Origin of the sequence: Spirosoma luteum DSM 19990 (genome assembly GCF_000374065.1) — a bacterium.
GTDB lineage: Bacteria > Bacteroidota > Bacteroidia > Cytophagales > Spirosomataceae > Spirosoma > Spirosoma luteum.
Genome location: NZ_KB893311.1, coordinates 186,266 through 207,648 on the forward strand (window position 1 = coordinate 186,266; position 21,383 = coordinate 207,648).

The following is a 21,383-nucleotide window of genomic DNA, read 5'->3' on the forward strand; positions in this document are numbered from 1 at the left end:
GGGACTTAGCGGGTAGGCGTTAATTTGTGAGTATGTAATTCGTTCATATAAAGCTGGTGTTGCGCTGTAGAGTCCCCTGGCCTGGCTGGGGAGTACTCTTTAGCTGACGCTGGAGAAGGCTTTAACTGTTGACTTAAATTCGCCAACAAGACCAAAAACAAACTGCCAAAGAGCAGCAAGACCTCTCGTTTGCGCTGGGTCAGCGGTCGTTTTTCCCACACTCTTATCCAGCGCGTGAATTGAATCAGGTTGTAGCGCCGAATGAGAGCCACTTGATGAACCGGATTGCGCAGGTGTAATTTCATTAGTAAGTGCTCCGGTTATTTCGATTAACCGTTTCGATGTCCGTGTTATCAACCGGCAGAAACCGTTCGATCTGAAATCCGTGGGGATTGTTATCGGTCCGCGCAACATCAATCAGGTAGCCTTCAACGACCAGATTTCGAACGGTTATTGTCGTTTCCCGAATTAGAATTTCCCGGCCTTTAGCCCGAAACTTATATGGGCTCTGCGTGAAGTCTACTTTAATGTTGTTCTTGTCAATTTCGACTTTCTGATGCACATTACCCTGAATCAGGTTTTGGTAATAGCCCTTCTCGGACAAGTCTTTATACAGCCGCCCGACGGATTCGTCCCCCAAGTAAGAAGCCTCTTTAATGCTATTTTTGATTTGGTTTTCGTCGGGCTCCAGTTCAAAGAAAGCTTTCATAAACACGCGGATGTGATCACGAGCTTCAGCGGGACGGTTCATATTGTGTTCCTGAGCCATGGCCAGCATAATGCTTTTGCCCCCATCCATCACGTAAACCTTTTGCCGGGATTTCTCAACGGCATCAAACGCCCAGAAACTGATAGCTGAGGAAAATCCCAGGCAACCGATGATAACCACAAGCATAAATAAACGCATCAGGCTAAAGCTGGTATCTATATCCTTGAGGGACTTAAAGTTTGGTGCTTCCATAATGAAAATGATTGATTAAAGCGTTAAAAAAGTTAAATGGAACTAACCGGAGATGGTATGGATGAACCCGCTCTGGCGACGCCGGACACGCCACCGGTGGCCGCGCCAACTACGGCGCCAGTACCTGCACCCATTGCCTGACCACCGCCTGCCAGACTTTTCACGGCTGAATCAGCCCCCGCCGATTCAATCACCCAGGAAGCTACTTTGGGTACCATAAAGTAGGCTACCGTACCGATGATGTAGAAAACGATCAGGCCGAAGTCGGAAGACGAGAATGAATCCTTAGGGGTGTTGACAATCTGAACGATGTCCGCTTTAAGCATGACAATGTGAATTTCTTCCAGAATGCCGCCCAGTACGTTGACAATTGGTATCCAAAGCAGTAAGTGGATCACCCGACTAATCCAGGCCGCCAGCCCCCCGTAAAACCATTCGAAGCAGGCTAAGCCAAACGTAATAGGTCCCATGATGAGGAGAACCAGTAAAAAAAACGTCATCAGAAATTTAATCGATAATGACGCCACGTTATAAGCCAGTTCTCCCAGCGTTAAGAGAAACTCATCAAAGTATTTCTGGATAGCATAGGATATTGCATTTGAAGCATACACACTTATCGAACCCGCCGGTAAATAATCCATCAACTTCTCGTACATAGTCAACTCACCATCACCATTCAGATCCGGGTTGGCATTGATGATATCCTTTTTCTTTTGTTCCAAGGCCTGGTCTTTTTGATCGTTAAGTTGTTGGACCAGGGCAGACTTGGAGGTAACCAGGGGCTTGGTTCCTTCATTAAGGTAACCCGACAGGATAACGATGGAGCCGGCAATATTACCGTAGAATAGCAGGCAAAGCCCCATGGTAAATGGCCGCATCAGACCATATATGTCGACCTTTTCGTTCCGGGCCAAATGCGCCCATACCCGGTAGAAAATGTATAAAAGCGATCCAAGACCGCCAATAGCCTGCCCTAAATCAATAAACGTTGAGTAATCATCGGCCATTGATTCGAGTACGGCAGCTAACGCTTTCTCCATTGAATCCATACGAGTAATAGGCTCTGGTTAAAGTTTAGTGGAGGGTAGGTAGATCTGCTGGGAATAGCTTTTCTGATTCAGCTTTCTGAACTTGTACTTCATGTTTGCGTTAGAGCTCGCGACGATGGCTATCAAGGCCCGCTTGCGCTTCATCACTTCTTTTGACACCTGTTGACGTAACTTCATCCGTTCGTAGGGAGTCATCGCTACCAGTTCGGTCGACGTCCGGTCGGAGGGGTCAAACTCCGCTGACGACAAGGCTTGTTTTGACCTCAGCGCATCCCCATTGCTCAAGTCGATAGCGGCCGCCGTCATCGCAAACGTTAGGGAAGGATCGACACCCTGTTCAAAAATTTTCTGATTCGAGGAAGGGTAGTAGTATACACCTGTCACCTTGGCGAAGTCGCCGAACAGGGTGGTAATATCCTGTTTCAGACCCGCATTTCGAATGCTGTTTTTAATGGCCTCACCCTGACGAGCTTTGGAAGCGAATTTTTCGTACTGCACTGCGTACTCCTGATACTTGGACTTGATATTACGTGACATCGCGTCCTTCATCAAGCGCTTGACCTTGTCAATCTCTTCCGCCAATTCGTTGTTTTTCTCGGAGATAAAGGCATCGTACAATTCCATCGTCACCGGTACCCCCACCGGGGCATAAACCAGCGCTTCACCCACCGCTTCGGCAATGGCTTTACGGATTTCTTTCTCTACGTATTCACTGATTAAATCGCCTACGTTTAGATCGTACCCGCTAATGCCAGCCATCATTTCTCCAGGACCGGCTTTTAACAGATTGTCAATTTCACGGGTGACCCAGCCTGTACCCGTCGACGTATTGTAGAGTGTATTGGGAGCGGGAATGTTAGTATTTTGCGCCCGGCAGAGAGGTGGTCCACTTAACCCTGTTACCAATAGGCAGACCAGTGTTGTCTTTATGTTCGCTTTCATACGAATGTTAGGTTACGACGAAGTTGTATTAATAGCTTTTAGGTGCAATACCGATCGTACGGTTGAGCGTTGTATTCTTATCGTATAGATTGCCTAGGGTGGTATTATGGGCTAATTGCCGCACCCGGTAGGCATAGGCATTCACGATCTGAGATCTGACGGCCATGAGCGTTTTTAAGCGGTCCGAAATTTCTTCCTTAGCGCCGTCGAGCACATTCGCACGCTCGGCATCGGACATCCACACTTCCCCCGAATTCGATAAGTTACAGGCTGTCTTTACGTCATCAACGATATCGTCCGTCTTTGCCAGTTCACTCAGCGTTTGACTCATTACTGACTGTTCACTAGCGGTAAAGAGTCGACTTTGCACGACTTTATTGACACCCTGCTTCACCTTAACCAGCTTGTCGAGATCCCCTTTCAGGTTTAAATTATTGTAGTAATCAACAAACCCGTTTGACAGCGTAGTAGCCGCCCGTTTCTCTTCGTAACCAACCTTGTACTGCTGATAATTTATTTTCTGCAGTTTTGAGTGAGCATCCTTTAGCATGTCCTTCAGCTTTTCTACTGATTTGACGGGCGACACGCCTAAGGCATCGGCCACTGCACCGATAGCCATATTGATAATAGCATCTTTAATGCCCTGCATGATATCCTGTTCTGACTCCCCTAAAATGGATTCAATTTCGGACTGCAGGGAAGAGCCTCCACCAGTTGGGGTCAACTGATTCGGCAAGGATTGGGCCAGTATTGTTCCGGGAGCCAGAAGAATAGCCAATCCCGCTGCCAGTGAAAAGAAACGTTTACTAATTACGTTCATGATATAAGCTGATTAAGATTACTAAAGTGAATCTTTGTCCATAGCCACTTGCTGACGAATAGCTGAATCCCAGTCTCCACCGTTAACAAGCACGCGATCGGTGATTTTCTTTTTTTGCGTTTGTTCGGTGGTGAAGGCGTACTTTTCGGCTGCAGAAGCTTCTAGTCCATAGACTGCACAATGATCACCCTGAAAAACCGCAAATTCCTTATATATAGGACCGGGCCGATTATCCCGATTAATGGAAAGTGCCAGGTTCTTTTGCTTAGGCGTCAGCGATAAAAATTCCTGCACCTTATCGAACTTATTGGCATATTCCCGCATGTCCATCAGGATCTTGGTGGGCGCATTATTAATAATGGTATCCTTGATGATGGGCGATGAGGTTAGGTCATCGACCTCCTGGGTCACGAGCCAGGCTTCGCCAAAATGTTTCCGTACCGTTTTATAGAGGTACAGAATATACTCAGCCATGTTGGGCCGCATAATCGCTTTCCATGCCTCTTCGATTAGCATTATTTTACGAATACCCTCCAGTGTACGAAGCTTGGTGATGTAGGTATCCATAATGATAATCGTGATTATGGGCATAAGGACCTTGTTATCTTTGATATTATCCAATTCGAAGACCACAAACCGATCGTTAGTCAGATCAAGATTTGTTTTCGAGTTGAGCAGATAATCATATTCCCCACCCATGTAATACGGTTCCAGACATAGCCGAAAAGAGTCAAAATCAAAATTTCGTAAGTTGACCTTCTTATCATCCAGAATTTTTTTGAAACCGGTATTGATGTGTTCGAAGAAAGTATTGAAACAAGGCTCTATGTTATGATCTGCGTCGAGCAGTCGGAAATAACTGAAGACACATTCACCGATTAGTGTCTGTTCCGCCATAGATATGGGGTCGTTCTCTTTTTTCCACAGCGTAGTGATGAGCCCCTTTATGGCTTCAATTTTCTCCTCCTCAGGGTACCGTCGTCCATCAATGTAAAAAGGATTAAAATGAATGGGTTTTTCCCGTGAGTAAGTCAAGTACTTCCCCTTCATCATCTGGCATAATCCCAGGTAACTGTTTCCTACGTCGACAATGACAACATGGGAGTCCATCATTAAATAAGAACGAACCAAATGGTTTGTCAGGAATGATTTGCCGGAGCCACTAGGGCCAATCACGAATTTATTCCTGTTGGTGATGATCCCCTTATCCATTGGTAAATCTGAAAGATCTACAATAATTGGTTTGCCATACACCCGTTCACATAGGCGTATTCCTTTCTCCGAAAGAGAATCAGTGTTCAACGACTCCTGATTCAACATGCAGCAAGCCTGGGGAATAAACGTTTGAAATTTTTCCTCCGATGGCAAATCCGCAGCGTTGCCAGGAATGGCTGCCCAGAATAAACTCATTCCTTCAACCGCCGAACTCTCACGGGGACGAATACCCATTTTAGCGATTGCAGAGGTTGTTAAATTCCGGATCGCGTGCATCGACGACCGGTCATTGGTCCAGACCATCACATTAAAATGCGTTCGAACGGGTGGGTAGCCCGTATCAGCTTGGTATTCCAAATACTGGGTAATCTGACGAGCATTCGATTCATTGTTTTTTGAGAAGGATGACAATGCCGTCATCTGGGTCATCCGCTGCTCTAGTTTCGGCAGTATATCATGCTTGTTCTCTTTGAAGATGTACTGATTATACACATGATTAACTTTCAGCATTAGATTTACCGGATAAGCAAAACATACGGAAACCGCTGAATTTTCGGTAGAAAGTGCATCAACTTTAGAGAATGTATACACTTGTTCGGGCATATCATCCACGTCAGTTAGTCCATAAAACTGAATAGACTTATTGCCTAATGACAATTCCGGATCGCGCATTAGATCGCAGAGAGGAACAACCGGATCGCGCATTTCTAAACCCATGTAGCGTTCCAGCAATCCGGGTTTGCCCGTTTCACCGCAGAGGTCGTCGTCACGCAGCCGGGTTAGCTTGATCTTGCGAGTTGACTCTAAAATGGAAACAAACTGCTCCAGACTAGAAAAAAACTCGTTTAGAACTTTTCGATCCGTAATTGTTCTGGGGAGAATCTTTCCCGTGGCAAGCGTAGTCTGGAGGGAGGAGATATCCTTTCGGTTTGGATGTGTTTTGGTAATATTGACGAAGCAATTGTGGTACAAAAAAGGACGCTCGTTAAAATGTAGCTGTCCCGCCTGATCAAGATAATTATCAACCGAATAATCTGGCTTATACTTTTCCTCCGTATACCAATCTTGTTTGTGAATAATCACGTTATCCGGTAAGACGCTAATGGCCTTTTCCCAACTCTGAATCAGATCCTTAAACTCCCCGCTTTCCAACCGGTCCCGGCCGTGCATTTGTACATTGCCAGTCAACGTATAAATTTCCGGTAACGATACCTTATATACGACAGTGATATCGCCGTACCCAGATACTAAACAATCGTGGTAAACGGATTTAATTGGAAAGACTTTTAGTAAGTCTGTTGCTTTAAACACCATATTGCATTTGAGATTTCAGTGAAGCGATGTCAGACCGAGGACATCCTTATTTCTTCGTCGATTGGCGTAAAGCCTTGTAAACCGACGAATCGCGCGCAGTAATTAGTGTCGGCATCCGTTTGTGAGCCTGATTTTTTTTGTATCCTCGTTCACCGTGCTTTTTCGATAAGCCAACCAGTTTCGTGTACAAAACCATGACCAGGGTCAAATAAATACCAAAACCGTACATAGGAGTAAGACCCGAAATACCGCAGATAATGGCCGTCAAAATAATCATGATGACGGCTCCCGCCCCGAGGATTGTTAAATACTGCATACCCCGGATGCCCATCACTTCCGGAGGACGATCAACGCCCTTGTTAACTTTGTACATGATCTACTCAGAGAGTACCAAAAATTCCTGATTCTAAAATTCCTAAAACAAGGCCCCCAAAAAACAGAGAACCAATCCAGTAAAGCGCTAACCGTTGTGTATCAGGATCGCCGGCCTGCCACCGTGAATAAACGGCGATTGCTCCCAAACAGGCGTAAATGCCAAAAAAGGAAAACATGATTTTGGTCATATGGGACCACCCGTTTCGGATTGCTGTATTCGAAGTGCCTAATTCAGAAGCCAGTTCAGACGATGAATGAGGACGGTAAATAACATCAAGTACCGATGGAAAAAGTGCAGTAATAAAAACGGCGCTTGACCAAATGATCAATGAGCGTTTTGCATCATGATCTCCATGGGAGAACTTCGAGAATACTTCAGTTGCGCCGATGACGGCACAAATCCCCGCTACCCACATGCCAATAGGCTTGAATTTTTTATAGACGTCCGAAACTTGTAACGTGGCGCTTGAAACATCAGCCCCACCCGCCACAGCGGGTAGGGCGATGATCAGTAGTAAGGCTAGTAGCAAAAGCGACGGAGTGTAGCGGTGCCAGTTGGTATGCATGTGCTGAAAATGAATTTTGATTAATTAATTTAAAATTCATTTCGACCGCTCAAAAAATTAAGCTACGCCGAAAACTGCTTTGATAACTAATAGAACTAGTCCAGCAAAAATCAACGCGCCAAACCAGCTAGCCGCAGATTTACGGGTATCTGGATCACCATTCGACCATTTACCGTATACCGCAATGGCGCCAACAACAGCTACAATAGCCATAACAGCGAGCATAATCTTGGAAACAGGCGCAAAGGAGGCCCGGATCTCCGTATCCGCTCCAGTTAAAGCAGAACTCACGGTTCCTGAGGCATACGTTTGCAAAACAGTCACCAACACGAGTGCCAAAGTAGCCGCTAAAACACGACCGTTTTTGCTAAAGAAAACTGATTTTTTCATGAAAATAGAAATTGACTGTGGTTGAAAATTTATTTTGACGAACTAAATTACAAATTAAAATGAACACACAAAAAAACTTTTTTAAACTTTCGAAAACAAGTAGGTCAATCTAGTACACTAAACGTACGCAGCTTCATCGACCATATCGGTCACTTCGCCTTCTTCCTCATCAGTTTCTTCATCTTCCTCCTCCACCAGGCCCATACTCTCACGTTGCACCTGCATGAATAAATGGGCGTAATCACTGAGCTGCTCGGGTTTCAGGACGTTGTTTAACCGGGTAACTACGTTTTTATCGTTGATCATGCCATAGTATCCAAGAACGGCAGTGAATTGAGTACATAACTCTTCGACTGATTGTCTAGACTGTTTTCGTCTTACTTGTTTTCGGATATCATCTAGTATCGATTCCACGGTTTGGAGCTGAGAAAAGTACTTATCAAGCGGCACGTCGGTCGCGGCCGTTTCTTCGTCCATTAACTCGTCCAGCGAAACTTGCTCTATTCCGTTATCTCCCTCTGTCGGTAAATCAAGCGGAATCACAAATTCATTGGGTTGCGTTAATGACTCCCCTTCAGGATACGAATTGAGTTGATCACTAAACGTGTTGAGTACGACTCCTTCTGACCCGTTTACCAATTCATCATCAGCATCCTGGTCTCCATCTTCTGGTTCGGTTGAGTCAGGGTCCGATTCTGTAGCATCAGGATTAAAAGAATAATCTGGCTGATCGCCCGCTCGCTCACCCGGCTCATCCTCGAACTGGGTGAATTCGGTTGTCGAGGAGTTTTTAGTTGAGGCGTCGGGATTTTCCAGAAGTTCATGTTCCTGATTACCTTGGCTTTCCACTGGGGGAGGGGCAATACTTTTGACAGGTTGAGACACATCAAACACCGTTCTTGACTTACCCAATAATGATACTTCCTCGACTGGCTGGGCGACAGGTATTAGCTGGTCTGCTTTAGCCGGATCACCAGAAGTGGGACCGGACTGCCACCGTACTTTAGGCAGAGTAAATTCCAGACGATTTTTTAGCAAAATCTGGGCTAACCAAATCACGCCAATTATAAATAACAGGTAGGCTAATAACATAGCAGTAGGGCGTTAATCGTTGATTTGTTGGGTTAACAGGCTCAATAGCTGCTGGTCAATTTGCTTGATATCCGAGGCATACTGCTCAAAATGATGATGCAAAATATTATCTAGTATAGCCTGTAGACTCATGCGTCGGTTCTTATGCTCACAATACAAAACCAGTCGTTTTAAAGATCGGGCATGACAGGGTTTAATGTAAATCCGTTGATCTGCCTGTTCGGATGGGTAATGATTGGACTTAGCTAAAAAGAGATCTTCATAGAGCCAGCCCCCCTTTTTAGATTTACCCGTTACCGGAACCGACCGTTTTGTAAAGGAGGCCGATTCAGATTGATCACCATCAGTAGCTTTTATCGATTCTAAACCCTCGGCTATAGCTGATAGACCCACCGCTTCTTTATCCTTATTTAGCACTTCTTCCAGGCGGGGATTTGCCTGGACTTGATCAACTGAGGAAGGGGTGTCACCCGTATCATTTACCTGCTGATCATCGCTATTGATTTCAGTAGGTATAGTTACAGTAGTCTGCTGGAGGAATTTATCAAAAGCCGGCGGGCGAGTAGACATAAATCCTGCAGCCAAATTATCTAAATCGTTTTTTTTATTACCTGCCATAAGTTGTTGTCGTTAAATGGCCTTAGGAAACGGATTCAGGAGCAGTCTGATTCAAAGCCATTGACGTATGTGTAGGCGCTTTATTCAGCAGTTCTTCCACAATGTTTTGAGAAAAGTGTTTCAGCGGAAAGATGGTTGATATTTGCTCGGCAATCGAACTTCCCGCTTCTTTTAAAACCGACTCAAAAACGTACACTCCTTTCCCCTTTATGGCCGATTCAAGCTGCTCTTTCATTTTGACTTTATGGGGCGTTTTAAGCTTAGTCCAGATGGCACTAATTGGTATAGTTGAGTTATGGAGTTGATAAAAATCAATCGTATCCATGCCGGCCACAAACGACTTAAACTCCAATTCAAACGGAATGATAACCTGGTCAATTTGCTTGGCCAGCAAGGCAAAATTATCGATGTTGAGTGTGCCTGGTAAATCCAGGAAAATAACATCGATATTGGTTGAGGTTCGAATATGCGGCAACACCCGAATTAGATCATCCATCGTCATGGTTTCAATGGGATAAGGAACAATCCCTTTTTCAGCCATTGATGCCAGCAAATCCGGACTGGTTATCGATGGTAACAAATCCCGTTGTCGACTTCGGGAAAAGCTATGCTGGGGAAAGTCAGTATCAATGACGAGTACCTTGACCTGCTGGGAGAACAGATAGGTCGCCACTAATTGGGTTAGGGTTGTTTTGCCAGCTCCTCCTTTTTGGGAGGAGAAGGCAATTACTTTTGATTGACTCATAATTAAATGAATTTTAAATAGTGATTTGACAAATATATTGAAATTTGAAAAAGCAAAACCAAGTAAACTACATAAAAATGTTCAAATTAAATTAATCTATACGTTGAGGGAATTGTTAACTATCAATTAATCAATTATTTACCTAATAACCCATTCACCCAATAACCCATTTACCCAATAACCCATTCACCCAGTTTCCCAATGTCCTGGTATCCTATTAACCTATATGCCCAATTGCCTGAATGCCCAATGACCCGGTAACCTGATGACCCAGTAACCCATATACCTATTATACCACTATCCCAATTACCCATACACCCAATAACCTATTAACCCAATAACCTATTGACCCAATAACCTATTCACCCAATTACCCATTCACCCAATTACCTTGTAGCCTTTTAACCCAGTGTCCTAATTACCCAAATGCCTAATATCATGGTAACCCAAACACCCACTTACCCAATAACCTAAATGCCTAATCACCTAATTGCCCAATAACCTAAAGCCAAGAAGCTCATAATCAGCTGGTTAAATGAATATTTATTGGGTTTTTAGATTAATCCTCCCAACTTCAAAGTAGTCTTTCAATTAAATACCGCACCAATTTCTTTGTGTGCGTGCAACTGATCTTACCCACAGCAGGAGTTAGACATAGTTTAAAAATTCGATCAGCTAGTTGTAGATATAATTTTTATTTAGAGAAACTGTATTTTATTTCAAAAGTCGCCTATCTTCGCCAGAAATCCTCTTCGTGAGAAGAGAGCAAGATATGTTTTCCTGGTAACAAAACTCCGGCTATCACCTTCGTTTTGCTCCCCAGAAAACGGTCTTGCCCTACGGGGTTTCCAGCGACAAATGCCCTACGCTAACGCATCCGGGCATTTTCGAGTCAATCCAGCGAGTTAAGACATCGCTGTAGGATGAATTCTTTCGAGAAAAAGCAGGTAAAGGCGACAAAGCAGGAAAAAATATGGTCACCAAATCAGAAACTTCAAACGCTGATCAGCGTGAAAAACGAAATAAAGGCGGTAGACCTAGCAAGGTGGCTGATGAAAAGATTGAAAAAACTAAATCCATCGGAACCACCGAAGCCGAACGAATCCGGTTAAATCGGATTCACAAAATCTACACTGCGGGTCAAACCAAGTCGTTTAGTGTCTTCGCCAAGGAGGTAATTTTTGCCTTGGAAACCTCTGCTACCCTACCGAGTACGCCTAGTAAAGACCCTACCTATATCAACACGATCATCATTCAACTAACGCAAATCCGGCAGGACATACGATCAGTAAACACCTTGCATAACCAGGTAGTCAAACGAATTAATAGCTTGTTTGTGGCCGCTGAGTTAAAAAAGGAAGTGCAGGAGACCAACGATATAATCAAACAGTTGGCTCCCTTGATGCAACGGTTAACCAGCTTGTTGGATGAGTTAACCAGAGAGCAAAGTGGAACGGCTAAATAGATAAAATAAACGGTTTGAAAGCGAATGATAGTCAGAATTAATACGGGCAAAAAGCCGGCTGGTGCCGTTCGATATAATGAAGAAAAAGTGTCCAACGGACAGGCTCATTTAATTGGGGTTAGTAACTATCCAAAAGATAATCCGGATGAATTAAGCATGCGATCAAAAATAGACATGCTAGAAACATACGCCGGTTTTAATCAACGCGTGTCAAGTCCAACATTGCATATATCAGTTGCCTTTCATCCGTCGGAGAAATTGGATAATGAACAGCTAAAAAGGATGGGGGAGGAGTATATGCAAAAAATGGGGTATGGTAATCAACCCATGTTAATTTACCGCCATGAAGACACTCATCATCCGCACATCCATATCGTGTCGGTTTCAGTCGATATAGATGGTAAGAAAATATCGGATTCTAATAACCGGCCCCGCTCCAATGCCATCCGAAAAGAGATGGAAATAAAGTATCAGTTAGTCAAAGCCGAAGAACAGGGAAAACAGCAACTGATGACGACGTCATTACCCGAACAGATGCTTTCATATGGAGAAGGGGAAACCAAAAAAGCGATCGGTTCTATTGTTCGTACTGCTTTTACGGATTACAGCTTTTCTTGCACCGATACGTTCACTCAATTTTTGTCTACCTATAATATTCAACTCAATCAACTTAAGGGGGAATCCAAATCAGGAAAACCTTATCAGGGAATCAGTTTTCAATTGACCAATGGGGACGATGCCATCAGTCCCGCGATCAAAGCATCGAGCTACAGTTTTGCCCCCACCCAGGAGCGATTGAACAACCGGTTCAAACACGGCCAAAAGCGAATCGAACAGGCAAAACCGTACCTACTTCAGAACGTACAAAAAGCACTGGAAGGGTACCAGAAAGTGAGTGAAGTCGATTATAAAAATCAGTTGCGTTCAGCCGGCATTCAAGTACTGGATACGGGAAAAGAATTTATGTATGTCGACCACCACCGGCGAACAGTCTATGGCGAATCTGAACTGGACTCGCGCCTGAGCAGGAAGCATTTGCTGGGAGCCTTTGTTGAAACGAGCCAAGTAAAATTAGCTCAGCCATTACCCCCTCAATCGGTTAAGCATACGGTGAACGAACCGAAACCAGTTGCCCAAAAAAGCCATGCGGCAAAGACCCTTTCCGAAAAAGAGGCAATTAATCTTCGTAAACAGGTCGGACGTCATTATCAGACCTATCGCAAAGAGGCTGGCCAGTATTTCGAGAGTCAAACCATCGAGCGGTTTCCTTTCGAAGTGCTGGTCGAAAAGCTCCAGCAGGAAGGCACCGAGCGGGGCCACGCCCAAACCGCCGTGCGTTTATTCGAGCAGTACAAACAAAGTCAACTTGCGGAGATAAAAAGTAAGGAGGAGAGTTACTTTTTGCAAACAGGTGGGATTTACGTAAAACTGGCCACCCAGATGCCCATTACTGCCCAAAGCCGGATAAACTTTCTGGAATCGGTAAACCTGCGAACAGAAAGCAACGAGGAAGGGCAGACGCAGCTGGTTCATCGGCATAACTCCGCGTTGAAATTAAGTATAACGGCCGACCAAACGCAGGCGCTTCTAACAGGAGGCAGCCGAGCCGTGGCTTTCCCCGCCACGCTGGGCAAAGCCGATCGGGAGGTATTTTTGGCAGCGGCCAGTGGCCAACTCCCGGAATCAGCTTCGTTTTACGAGGTTAACGGATCCTTGCTCAAAGGCTGTTTACCTCGTCCACTCTATGAGTCGATCAGCACGGTCCTCAACAAGAATTACCTGCAGCAGGTCATGGGCCATTGCCAGCATTCGGATCGAAGCTTAGCCGAGCAGCTCCTGGATCGAGGCATCATCGTGGAAAAGAATGAGCAGGGTTTCCGGGCAGGGTTCAGCCAAACAAATCCAGCAACGTTTGCGCAACTACCATCTATTTACGGGCATCAACTGGAAGTCGAAGGTCTGCCCAACGAGTACGCTCAATTGGCAGCAGGTCTTCATACCGTAAATGGACGGTTATTAGTTCAGGCGGCTCAGAGCGCAGACACCGGCAATCAATCCCGTCTGGAGCGCCTCCGACGCCAGTTGCCCGAGTCGGTAGGAGGAAAATCCCTGCCGAATGCGGAGGTCATTGCCAACCTACGCGAGCAGTTAGTTAAACCAGCCGCCCCAACCTCCATGCGTTCTCCGCAACAAACGAAGCAGGGAATTAATCGATCGGAATCTGATTCCACAGCCAAAGCCTTACCCGATGCATTATGGAAAGATTATTTTCAGTTTCGAGGTCGCAACGGTTATTTCTACGAGAGTGCCCTGTTACAAAAGCCAGCGGAATTTCCCATCACTCGATTGGTCCAATTGCTGACTAGCCCTCCCCACCAGATAGAGCCCATGGACGCTATTCATCTGGTACAAGCCTTCCAGCAAAATCGACTGAACCGACTCGACTCGATCATCAAAGGGGATCAGGACCATTTTGCCCTGACAAGTCAAGGGTTTCTGACGATGATTAATCAGGCTCCGCTGAGTGGTCCGGATCGACAAAAAGCCCTGAAAGCGTTCTATCTGGATATCCACCGGAATGCCAGGGGTGAACTGGAATTGGTTCACCATCAACACAAAACGTTTCGAACTCCTCTTTCCGAAACGGATACCCAGTCGCTTATAAAAGGGGCTCCACCCGATCAGATCAGATCCATCGCCTTGCCAACTCAGGAATTTCCGCGTCATGAACGGGCACTGTATGAACAAATTGTCTTGGGTAAAAACCTAACAAAATCAAAAGTTGATAAAGAGAAACGAGTTGAGAAACCCAGCTTCCGAAATATAATGGGTGAGCGAGCGAAAATTTTGTTGTCTGATGAACAGTGGGAGCGGGCCAGTCGATTATTAAATGAGCATACAGCCGAGAGTTTGCTTAAAGATGCTCCCCTGGCAGTGGAAAGAAAAGTGGACTGGCTTTATCAGCGCGGAATGGTCATTGCGCCAACCAGGGAAGGCTACAGAATGGGTCACTACTTGACGGATCCTAAATTCTACCATCCAGTGCCGGAGGGTCTGGTGAAGCTCCTGGAATCACACCGGTCCGCCGGAGCCCATGCAGACCACCGTATGGAAGCCCTGTTGCAAACCGATCGTCGACTTACGGGCCTGACCACTGAGCGGGGAAAAGCGATGCTTAATCTGGCTCAGGCGCTGGATCAAAAAAATAATAAACGGGTTGACTATATACTACATCAATTAGTTCATAAAGTACCCTCATTAGCGCCGTTGGTTTCGCAGCCCGAAAAAGTCCTGGATTATCTATCCAACTCCTACGGTCCCCTCCAAGAGAATAAAGTGAATAAAACCGATGCGGTGACGAATCAACCAGCGATGCCGGTTCCAGCTCAAGATCAACCGGGAGGCTTACTTGAGGCGCTAGCAGAGGGTACGGATACGTCACAGATGCGGAAAAAACAGCGGGTAGGACAACCCCTTCGTAAGCTCAAACCAAGGCGGTAAGCTTAAAAATCAACGAAATATAGGTGCCTGACTGGTGATCAACTTAACCATTTGATAACACTTTTATCCGTTTGAAAAAATGAATTATAAATTGTTTGCCGATTACGGTGCTTGATGACTTTTTCTAAATACGGTCGAATTTTTCACCTTCATTCCAGGGCCAAGCTTCCATAGCCGGATGAAGAGTTGAAAATTTACCGTTATGGAAGCTAATTTTTGCCATGCAAAAATGTATTTTAGCGTTTTCATCGGTAAAAATTTAAAAATTAGCTTATTCTGTGTAACTAAAGGGCATCAGGTTCCGTACTCATTGACATTCTAAATTTATAACTGCTATGAGCCAAACAGAACATGACAAAGACTACCGGGGGATCTTAAACACGATCCTCTACTTTGGGTTTGCTATTCTTTTATTTCATCTCTATGTATTCTGCCACAATGTCTTTACTAAGCTGGGAATTCCGTTATCGATTTTAACCAATATTATCCGCTCACTTAATGATGTAACGCATTTATTTAACAATACCTGGGCCAGTAAACTCGCTGCACTGGCTATACTGATTCTCTACTGTTTCGGTAATAAGTCTAAGAAAGACATTGGAGCTACCTGGAGTGAAGTGTATTACCTGGCCTTAGCTGGGTTGTTTTTTTACTTTGGCAATTTCCTCTTACTGGACATGCGGCAACTAAACGTCGACACCATCAATATTCTTTATACGGTGACTACGTTTGGGGGGTATCTGCTACTTATGAAAGCAGGTTCCAAAGCAACAAGCATCATACCTATTACCATTGGCAATGATGCATTCAATGAAGTTAATGAAAGTTTCATGCAGGAAACGGAGTTGATTGAGAATGAATATTCAATCAATATTCCTACCTTATTTACCTATAAACAGAAGGTTCATCAGGGGTGGATTAACGTCGTTAATGCTTTTCGGGCGACAATGGTGCTTGGCACGCCAGGGTCCGGGAAAAGCTATGCGGTGGTCAATAATTACATTCGCCAGATGATCGAGAAAGGATTCTGTTTATTTATCTATGACTTCAAGTTTCCAGACTTATCCAGAATAGCTTATTTCTATCTTCAGAAGAATAAAGACGTATACCAAAAACTGTACGGTAAAATACCACAGTTCTACATTATTAATTTTGACGATCCCCGACGGTCTCACCGCTGTAATCCGTTACTGCCTGAATTGATGACTGATATCATCGATGCCCAGGAAGCCAGTTCTGCCATCCTGTTAAATCTCAATAAAGTCTGGATACAAAAATCGGGTGAATTTTTTGTGGAATCCCCCATTAGCTTTCTGACAGCGTGTATCTGGTATCTAAAACGGTACAATGATCGCAAGGTTGAAGAATACCTGGACACACTATCCGAAGAACAGCGAAATGAGCCAAGAGTAACCGATCATATCAATTACTGTACGCTGCCGCATGTAATTGAATTTGCCTGCCATCAATATGATGAAATTTTTCCTATCATGAAGGCAGAGCCAGAACTTGATCTGGTCATCGAACCTTTTTTCAGTGCCTTAAAGAACGATGCCAAGGAACAGCTGGAAGGGCAGATTGCTTCGGCTCGTATCCCCCTTTCCCGAATGGCATCACCGACCTTATACTGGGTAATGACTGGGAACGATTTTTCACTGGATATCAATGACCCAAACGATCCAAAAATTTTATGCGTTGGCAACAACCCTGACCGACAATCGGTATATGGCGCAGCATTAGGCCTATATGCGTCTAGACTTATTAAGCTTATTAACAAAAAAGACCGTATCAAATGCGGCTTCATCATTGATGAATTGCCAACAGTCTTATTACGTGGGCTTGATAATTTGATAGCGACCGGTCGGAGTAACAAGGTAGCTGTTGTGCTAGGTCTTCAGGATTTGAGTCAATTGATCCGTGACTATGGAAGAGAGGTTGCCAATGCCATATTCACAACGATTGGTAATATTTTTACCGGCCAGGTAAAAGGAGAAACCGCTAAAAACCTAAGCAGCAGTTTTGGGAAAAATGTGCAACAGCGTCAAAGTTTTAATATCACTGATAAAGAAACAACAACCAATTTATCGACGCAAATGGATTCAGTGATACCTGAATCCAAACTCAGCAATCTATCACAAGGCCGTTTTGCTGGTGCCATAGCTGACAATGTAGATCAGGAAGTAAAACAGAAAATGTTCCACGCTAAGATTGTCATTAGTAAAACAATGGAAAAAGAACTGAAGCAGCTGCCCCAAATACCTCCGTTGCCACATTACCAACAGTTTTCTGATCAGCAAATACGCTTCATGGTGGACAACCAGTATAAGCAGGTGAAGCAAGATGTTCGAAACATCATAGCCGAGCAACTAGGGGTTATACGAACTGGATCTGATAGTCATTTATTACGGGGTTTGGTAACGGCCAATCCCAACTATCTTATGGACAGTATTCAGGAGCCGGTGAATGCCTGATGGGTATCAATACGATGCTGAACCGGCGGCTACAAAAACGTGAAATATCTGTGCTATGGCCAGACGCTGTCCCATTAATTTAAATGATTGACGAGCTCCGCGCTGGTTGACCAAAATCATACTTAACACGAACCATTACTTACATGAAAAAGAAAAAAGATTCGGAAGTTGTGAAATGGAAATCCCAATTTGCTAAGCGATTTGAACTGATTCGGGAAGCATCCGGAATGAGTCAGGTTGAGATGGCCGATACGATTGGCATGAGTCAAAATCTAGTTTATCGCTCTGAGAAAGATTGTGACATTTCGTTGAATTCATTTTTGCTCCTGTTCGTCCATTACATGAAAAATTATAAGATGAACCCGGAATGGTTCTTTGCCGAAGACAATTCCGGGTATACTCCTTATGAGATGGAATCAAGAAAAACAAAACGAGTGTCCTCAGCCGTCGAGCGCAGGCGGAACAAAATCATTCTGGACATGTTCAACATGTTGCAACGTGATGGCCTTATGCCACAAGCTGAATCCAATACGACTCAGGAGTAAACTTATCCTAGTAAGAAAATAAAGCCCCCAAATAGACTAAATCCATATTGGGGGCTACGTTTTAATGCCTGGTTATTACCGTCCAACGGTTAGGATTCGTTTGCCCAAGGCCATTAAGCTGGAAGAGCGCGGCATGGTTACTGGTTTTAGAGGTTCGATAAACTCGGCCTTAATTAGGCTTCTGGGAGCGTTTTTGGGTTTGAAGCCCGTACTAGCCAGGCGTACTTTCCCTACATATTTCCGTTGCTGAGTGAGGGGAGTTGTTGTCAGCGTAGCTGCCTGTAACCTCTTCATTAAGAGAAAACAATATTCAGTTGGATCAACCGGTTCATTTCCCCAAAGTACACTGTAATGTAAGTGGGGCCCTGTCGTCATGCCTGTTTCTCCGATATGGCCAATAACCTGCCCCCGAGTGATCGACTCACCCACAAGAACCGAATGGTCTTCTAAATGGCCATAGCCCGTTAAGTAGCCAGAGGCATGTTTAATATAGATGGCTAAACCCATGCCATCCGGTTGCCAAACCACCCTGTCGACAATACCATCCGCAGTAGCATAAACCGGTGAATACTTTGCTTGGGGTAAATCTATCCCGGCGTGATTATGAACAGTGCCCCGCACGGGATGGTACCGAAGCCCAAAACCACTACTAACTCTATAATCTGACCAGGAGCGAATACGAATGGGTAAGATCGATGGGATGGTCCGTAATAAGTTGTCGGGCGACAGTGATTTAGGGGTTGTGAAGTTTCGCAATTGAGTCCGGATTTTACTTAGTGAATCCTCCAGTAACAGGACTACCAAAGAGTCTGATTGGCTCAGACTTTTGATGTTGACGGCTTTAAAATGAGATGGTGCCGTCACTGGTAGCATGGCTGCTTTTTCCGTGACTGGGTATATCGATTGGCCCATAAAGGTCACCACAAAAGAGGCTTTATCGGATTGAGTAGGCTTAGTCGCTCGACAAGTCATTAGACTATCTGAGGCCCCAAGCTGGATAGATTGGCGCACGGGTCTACTGAACATGACCTGACCAGCGGCTGAGTGGAAAGCGCCGGTCAATGCTATTGAAATAATAAATCGAAAAATATTTTTCATTTCAAATACAGTATAAATAATATTAATTTTAATATTACATAATAATATTGTCAGGTCAAGGGAAAACTTAAAAAAACACGTATGGAATCTACTTCAACTAATAATCCTGATACCCAAAATAGTTCCTATCAGTTAAACAGTCATGATTTGAAGCAATTTGCTGCGCAGGGTATCGTCCCGGCCCCCGGGTATAAAGCGTACAAAGAAAACGGTAGGAAGCTGTTGCCCGAGCATAGGACGCCCTTAGTTAATGAAATAGTTTCTAGATATTTAAAAGGAAATACAAGTTTCTCTACGCCCGAATTTGCCGATATTCTAATAAATGATCTTGACACGAAGCGCCTTGTTGAAAGCCAATATAAGAATGCCCAAAACTCCGTCCCTCCTATAAGTACCGACCTTGGACAACCTGGCCAACCCGTAAAAAATGAGATCGATTCAGGGACTAAAGCCCAGCCAACTTCTGAAGTAATTAGTTCGCAGGCTCCTCAAAGGGAAGAAGTTGTACAACCCAGTTATCAACCCATTGGGTTTACTGTTGGTGCTACCGAGCGTGCTGACCAGTTGTCGGATGCGGACTCAAAGTATGGACAGACTGTTGAATTTCGCTTTAATCCGGTATCTCACGAGACTCCCTTAAATCAACCAGGCGGATCGGATACCGAGGCTTTGAAGGTATACGAACAGATTGAAGCGACCCGGTACGAGTTGTTGCTGCCTCCTGAAGCCGAAGAGATACGGCAGTTTTTACGCAATGACGGGTATTTGTCCAATGAGGAAATTTCCAAGGCGTTGTACGATGCCGGTTTGAAACGGGAGGAACTGCAGCATACGGTAGAAACGCTGGATTCATCAAAAAACCCGGATATCATCGCCAAAATCACCAATTACCTGTGGGACGTCCACGAGTCCGTGATGGACAGCCCCTTGCGCGAGCATTTAGCCCCGGATGGTAAATATGAGCTGGTTGCCATTATTCATAATCCGGATGGCCTTCGCGAGCAGGAACAGCTTGTCCAGATTGCTGATGAACTTACGCGTCGTGAAACGCAACGGGAAGACGGTATCGTGTCTAAACTGCTCTCACTGAAAACGTTCGATGGAGGGATGGTAGCTAATATGCTCCACAACCACCAGATGATGCAGGAAATCATTGAAAAACTTTTAGGTGTACATTATCAATCTCAATCACAAACAAGTATGGAAATTCCAACCGCTACAAGGTATGACTGGAATCAGATTAAAGATCAGATGGAGAGGAACGGAGTTACTCGGGAAAGCCTGGAAAAATCGGGTAATCTTGATAACCTGTTGAATGGACGGCGGACTGAAACGCTGCAACTGAGTCGGCGTGATGAACAAGGCGCTGAAACGCCGGTTTCAGGTCGACTCTACATTGCTGAAGTCCCCGGTAAAGGGCCAGTCGTATACCTCTCACCGGAACGGCAGGAGCTGAAACTGCCAGTCAGCTATCAGGGCCATGTATTCTCTAAACAGGATCAGGAGAATTTGTTGAAGAATGGCGAAATGGGACGTGTCGTCACACTGAAAGACAAGATTACCCAGGAACCCTATCAGGCGTTTATTGGTGTGGACCCGGCCAACAAATCCCTGACGGTGATGAGACAGGAACGGTTTACGCCCCCAACCAAGCTGCTGGGAGTAGAACTCAGCCCAGATCAACGCGAGGCCCTGCGTAATCACCAGGTGGTACGCGTCCGCAATATGGTTGGCGATGATCAAAAGTTCTTTACGGCCGATGTGCAGATTAACGTCAATAAACGAAGCTTTGCCTTTAAACGCGTCAATGAACAGGACGAAAAAATTAAAGCGGCAAATCAAAAAGACGTAAAGCAGGCCAGCCCTAAAACCAGAAAGAAGGTAGATCCCAACCTTAAGCCTGAGCAGGCGACTCCAGCCAAGCAATCAAAAAAGCAAGTCCAGCCGGCGGGAGCAGGCAAAGATGCCGATACCAAGCAAGCTGTTAGTGTAGCGGCTAAAAATGGTCAACAGCGCATTACAGTGGATAAATCAACCAATAGTCCTTCGCTTACGATAACTAATCCCACGAAAGGGCAGCAGGCTGGAAAAAAAGAAACCCAGACGATGGTCAATGGCACGGCTGTTCAAAAGCAGGACACACCTAAAAAGAAAAAAGGTCCAAAATTATAGTCGATTCCATAACCACTCCCTTCGTGTATACCAATCCATAACAG

At 44.9% G+C, this 21,383-nt stretch carries 18 protein-coding genes; 5 read left to right on the forward strand and 13 right to left on the reverse strand.

The window, feature by feature from the left end:
• Positions 1-5 precede the first annotated feature (5 nt).
• From B156_RS0126830 to B156_RS30645, 12 genes are all read right to left on the reverse strand, one after another.
• On the reverse strand, positions 6-305 hold the full coding sequence (locus B156_RS0126830; RefSeq protein ID WP_018622896.1) for a hypothetical protein: 300 nt from the start codon (positions 303-305) through the stop codon (positions 6-8).
• Positions 305-961, reverse strand: coding sequence for a conjugative transposon protein TraK (gene traK / locus B156_RS0126835; RefSeq protein WP_018622897.1), 657 nt, complete (start codon positions 959-961; stop codon positions 305-307). Before traK ends, B156_RS0126830 begins: the two co-directional genes overlap by 1 nt.
• Positions 962-993: 32 nt before the next feature.
• The gene (locus B156_RS0126840) at positions 994-2,001 is read right to left on the reverse strand and encodes a TraJ family protein (protein WP_157627204.1); all 1,008 of its coding nucleotides are present in this window, start codon (positions 1,999-2,001) and stop codon (positions 994-996) included.
• 27 nt (positions 2,002-2,028) lie between these two features.
• Positions 2,029-2,952 (reverse strand): hypothetical protein, encoded by a 924-nt coding sequence (locus B156_RS0126845; RefSeq protein ID WP_018622899.1) that lies wholly within the window; start codon positions 2,950-2,952, stop codon positions 2,029-2,031.
• Positions 2,953-2,980: 28 nt separating this feature from the next.
• Positions 2,981-3,772, reverse strand: a complete 792-nt coding sequence (locus B156_RS0126850) for a hypothetical protein (protein ID WP_018622900.1) — start codon at positions 3,770-3,772, stop codon at positions 2,981-2,983.
• Between the two features lie 21 nt (positions 3,773-3,793).
• Positions 3,794-6,301 carry a TraG family conjugative transposon ATPase gene (locus B156_RS0126855; RefSeq protein ID WP_018622901.1) on the reverse strand — a complete coding sequence of 836 codons (2,508 nt, stop codon included), beginning with the start codon at positions 6,299-6,301 and terminating at the stop codon, positions 3,794-3,796.
• A gap of 46 nt (positions 6,302-6,347) precedes the next feature.
• Positions 6,348-6,674, reverse strand: coding sequence for a DUF4133 domain-containing protein (locus tag B156_RS0126860; protein WP_018622902.1), 327 nt, complete (start codon positions 6,672-6,674; stop codon positions 6,348-6,350).
• A 7-nt stretch (positions 6,675-6,681) separates the two neighbouring features.
• Positions 6,682-7,242: a DUF4134 family protein gene (locus tag B156_RS0126865; RefSeq protein WP_018622903.1), complete on the reverse strand. Its 561-nt coding sequence runs from the start codon at positions 7,240-7,242 to the stop codon at positions 6,682-6,684.
• Positions 7,243-7,299: 57 nt separating this feature from the next.
• Positions 7,300-7,632 (reverse strand): DUF4134 family protein, encoded by a 333-nt coding sequence (locus B156_RS0126870; protein ID WP_018622904.1) that lies wholly within the window; start codon positions 7,630-7,632, stop codon positions 7,300-7,302.
• A gap of 117 nt (positions 7,633-7,749) precedes the next feature.
• Positions 7,750-8,724, reverse strand: coding sequence for a hypothetical protein (locus B156_RS0126875; protein WP_018622905.1), 975 nt, complete (start codon positions 8,722-8,724; stop codon positions 7,750-7,752).
• Between the two features lie 12 nt (positions 8,725-8,736).
• The gene (locus tag B156_RS0126880) at positions 8,737-9,342 is read right to left on the reverse strand and encodes a DUF3408 domain-containing protein (RefSeq protein ID WP_018622906.1); all 606 of its coding nucleotides are present in this window, start codon (positions 9,340-9,342) and stop codon (positions 8,737-8,739) included.
• Positions 9,343-9,364: 22 nt separating this feature from the next.
• On the reverse strand, positions 9,365-10,087 hold the full coding sequence (locus tag B156_RS30645; protein WP_018622907.1) for a ParA family protein: 723 nt from the start codon (positions 10,085-10,087) through the stop codon (positions 9,365-9,367).
• A gap of 973 nt (positions 10,088-11,060) precedes the next feature.
• Here B156_RS30645 and B156_RS0126890 point away from each other — a divergent pair.
• The 4 genes from B156_RS0126890 to B156_RS0126905 all read left to right on the forward strand — a co-directional run bounded on the left by B156_RS0126890 (position 11,061) and on the right by B156_RS0126905 (position 18,069).
• Positions 11,061-11,552, forward strand: a complete 492-nt coding sequence (locus B156_RS0126890) for a hypothetical protein (protein WP_018622908.1) — start codon at positions 11,061-11,063, stop codon at positions 11,550-11,552.
• A 24-nt stretch (positions 11,553-11,576) separates the two neighbouring features.
• Entirely contained in the window at positions 11,577-15,053 is a 3,477-nt protein-coding gene (locus tag B156_RS0126895; protein ID WP_018622909.1) for a relaxase/mobilization nuclease domain-containing protein, read from the forward strand.
• A gap of 335 nt (positions 15,054-15,388) precedes the next feature.
• A complete protein-coding gene (locus B156_RS0126900) occupies positions 15,389-17,524 on the forward strand; it encodes a YWFCY domain-containing protein (protein WP_018622910.1) in 2,136 nt (711 codons plus the stop codon).
• Positions 17,525-17,667: 143 nt separating this feature from the next.
• On the forward strand, positions 17,668-18,069 hold the full coding sequence (locus B156_RS0126905; protein WP_018622911.1) for a helix-turn-helix transcriptional regulator: 402 nt from the start codon (positions 17,668-17,670) through the stop codon (positions 18,067-18,069).
• A gap of 75 nt (positions 18,070-18,144) precedes the next feature.
• On the opposite strand, the gene B156_RS30650 is transcribed toward B156_RS0126905, so the two are convergent.
• The gene (locus B156_RS30650) at positions 18,145-19,167 is read right to left on the reverse strand and encodes a M23 family metallopeptidase (protein WP_018622912.1); all 1,023 of its coding nucleotides are present in this window, start codon (positions 19,165-19,167) and stop codon (positions 18,145-18,147) included.
• A gap of 669 nt (positions 19,168-19,836) precedes the next feature.
• On the opposite strand from B156_RS30650, the gene B156_RS0126915 reads away from it, so the two are divergent.
• Positions 19,837-21,339: a DUF3945 domain-containing protein gene (locus B156_RS0126915; protein WP_169518276.1), complete on the forward strand. Its 1,503-nt coding sequence runs from the start codon at positions 19,837-19,839 to the stop codon at positions 21,337-21,339.
• Positions 21,340-21,383: the final 44 nt, after the last annotated feature.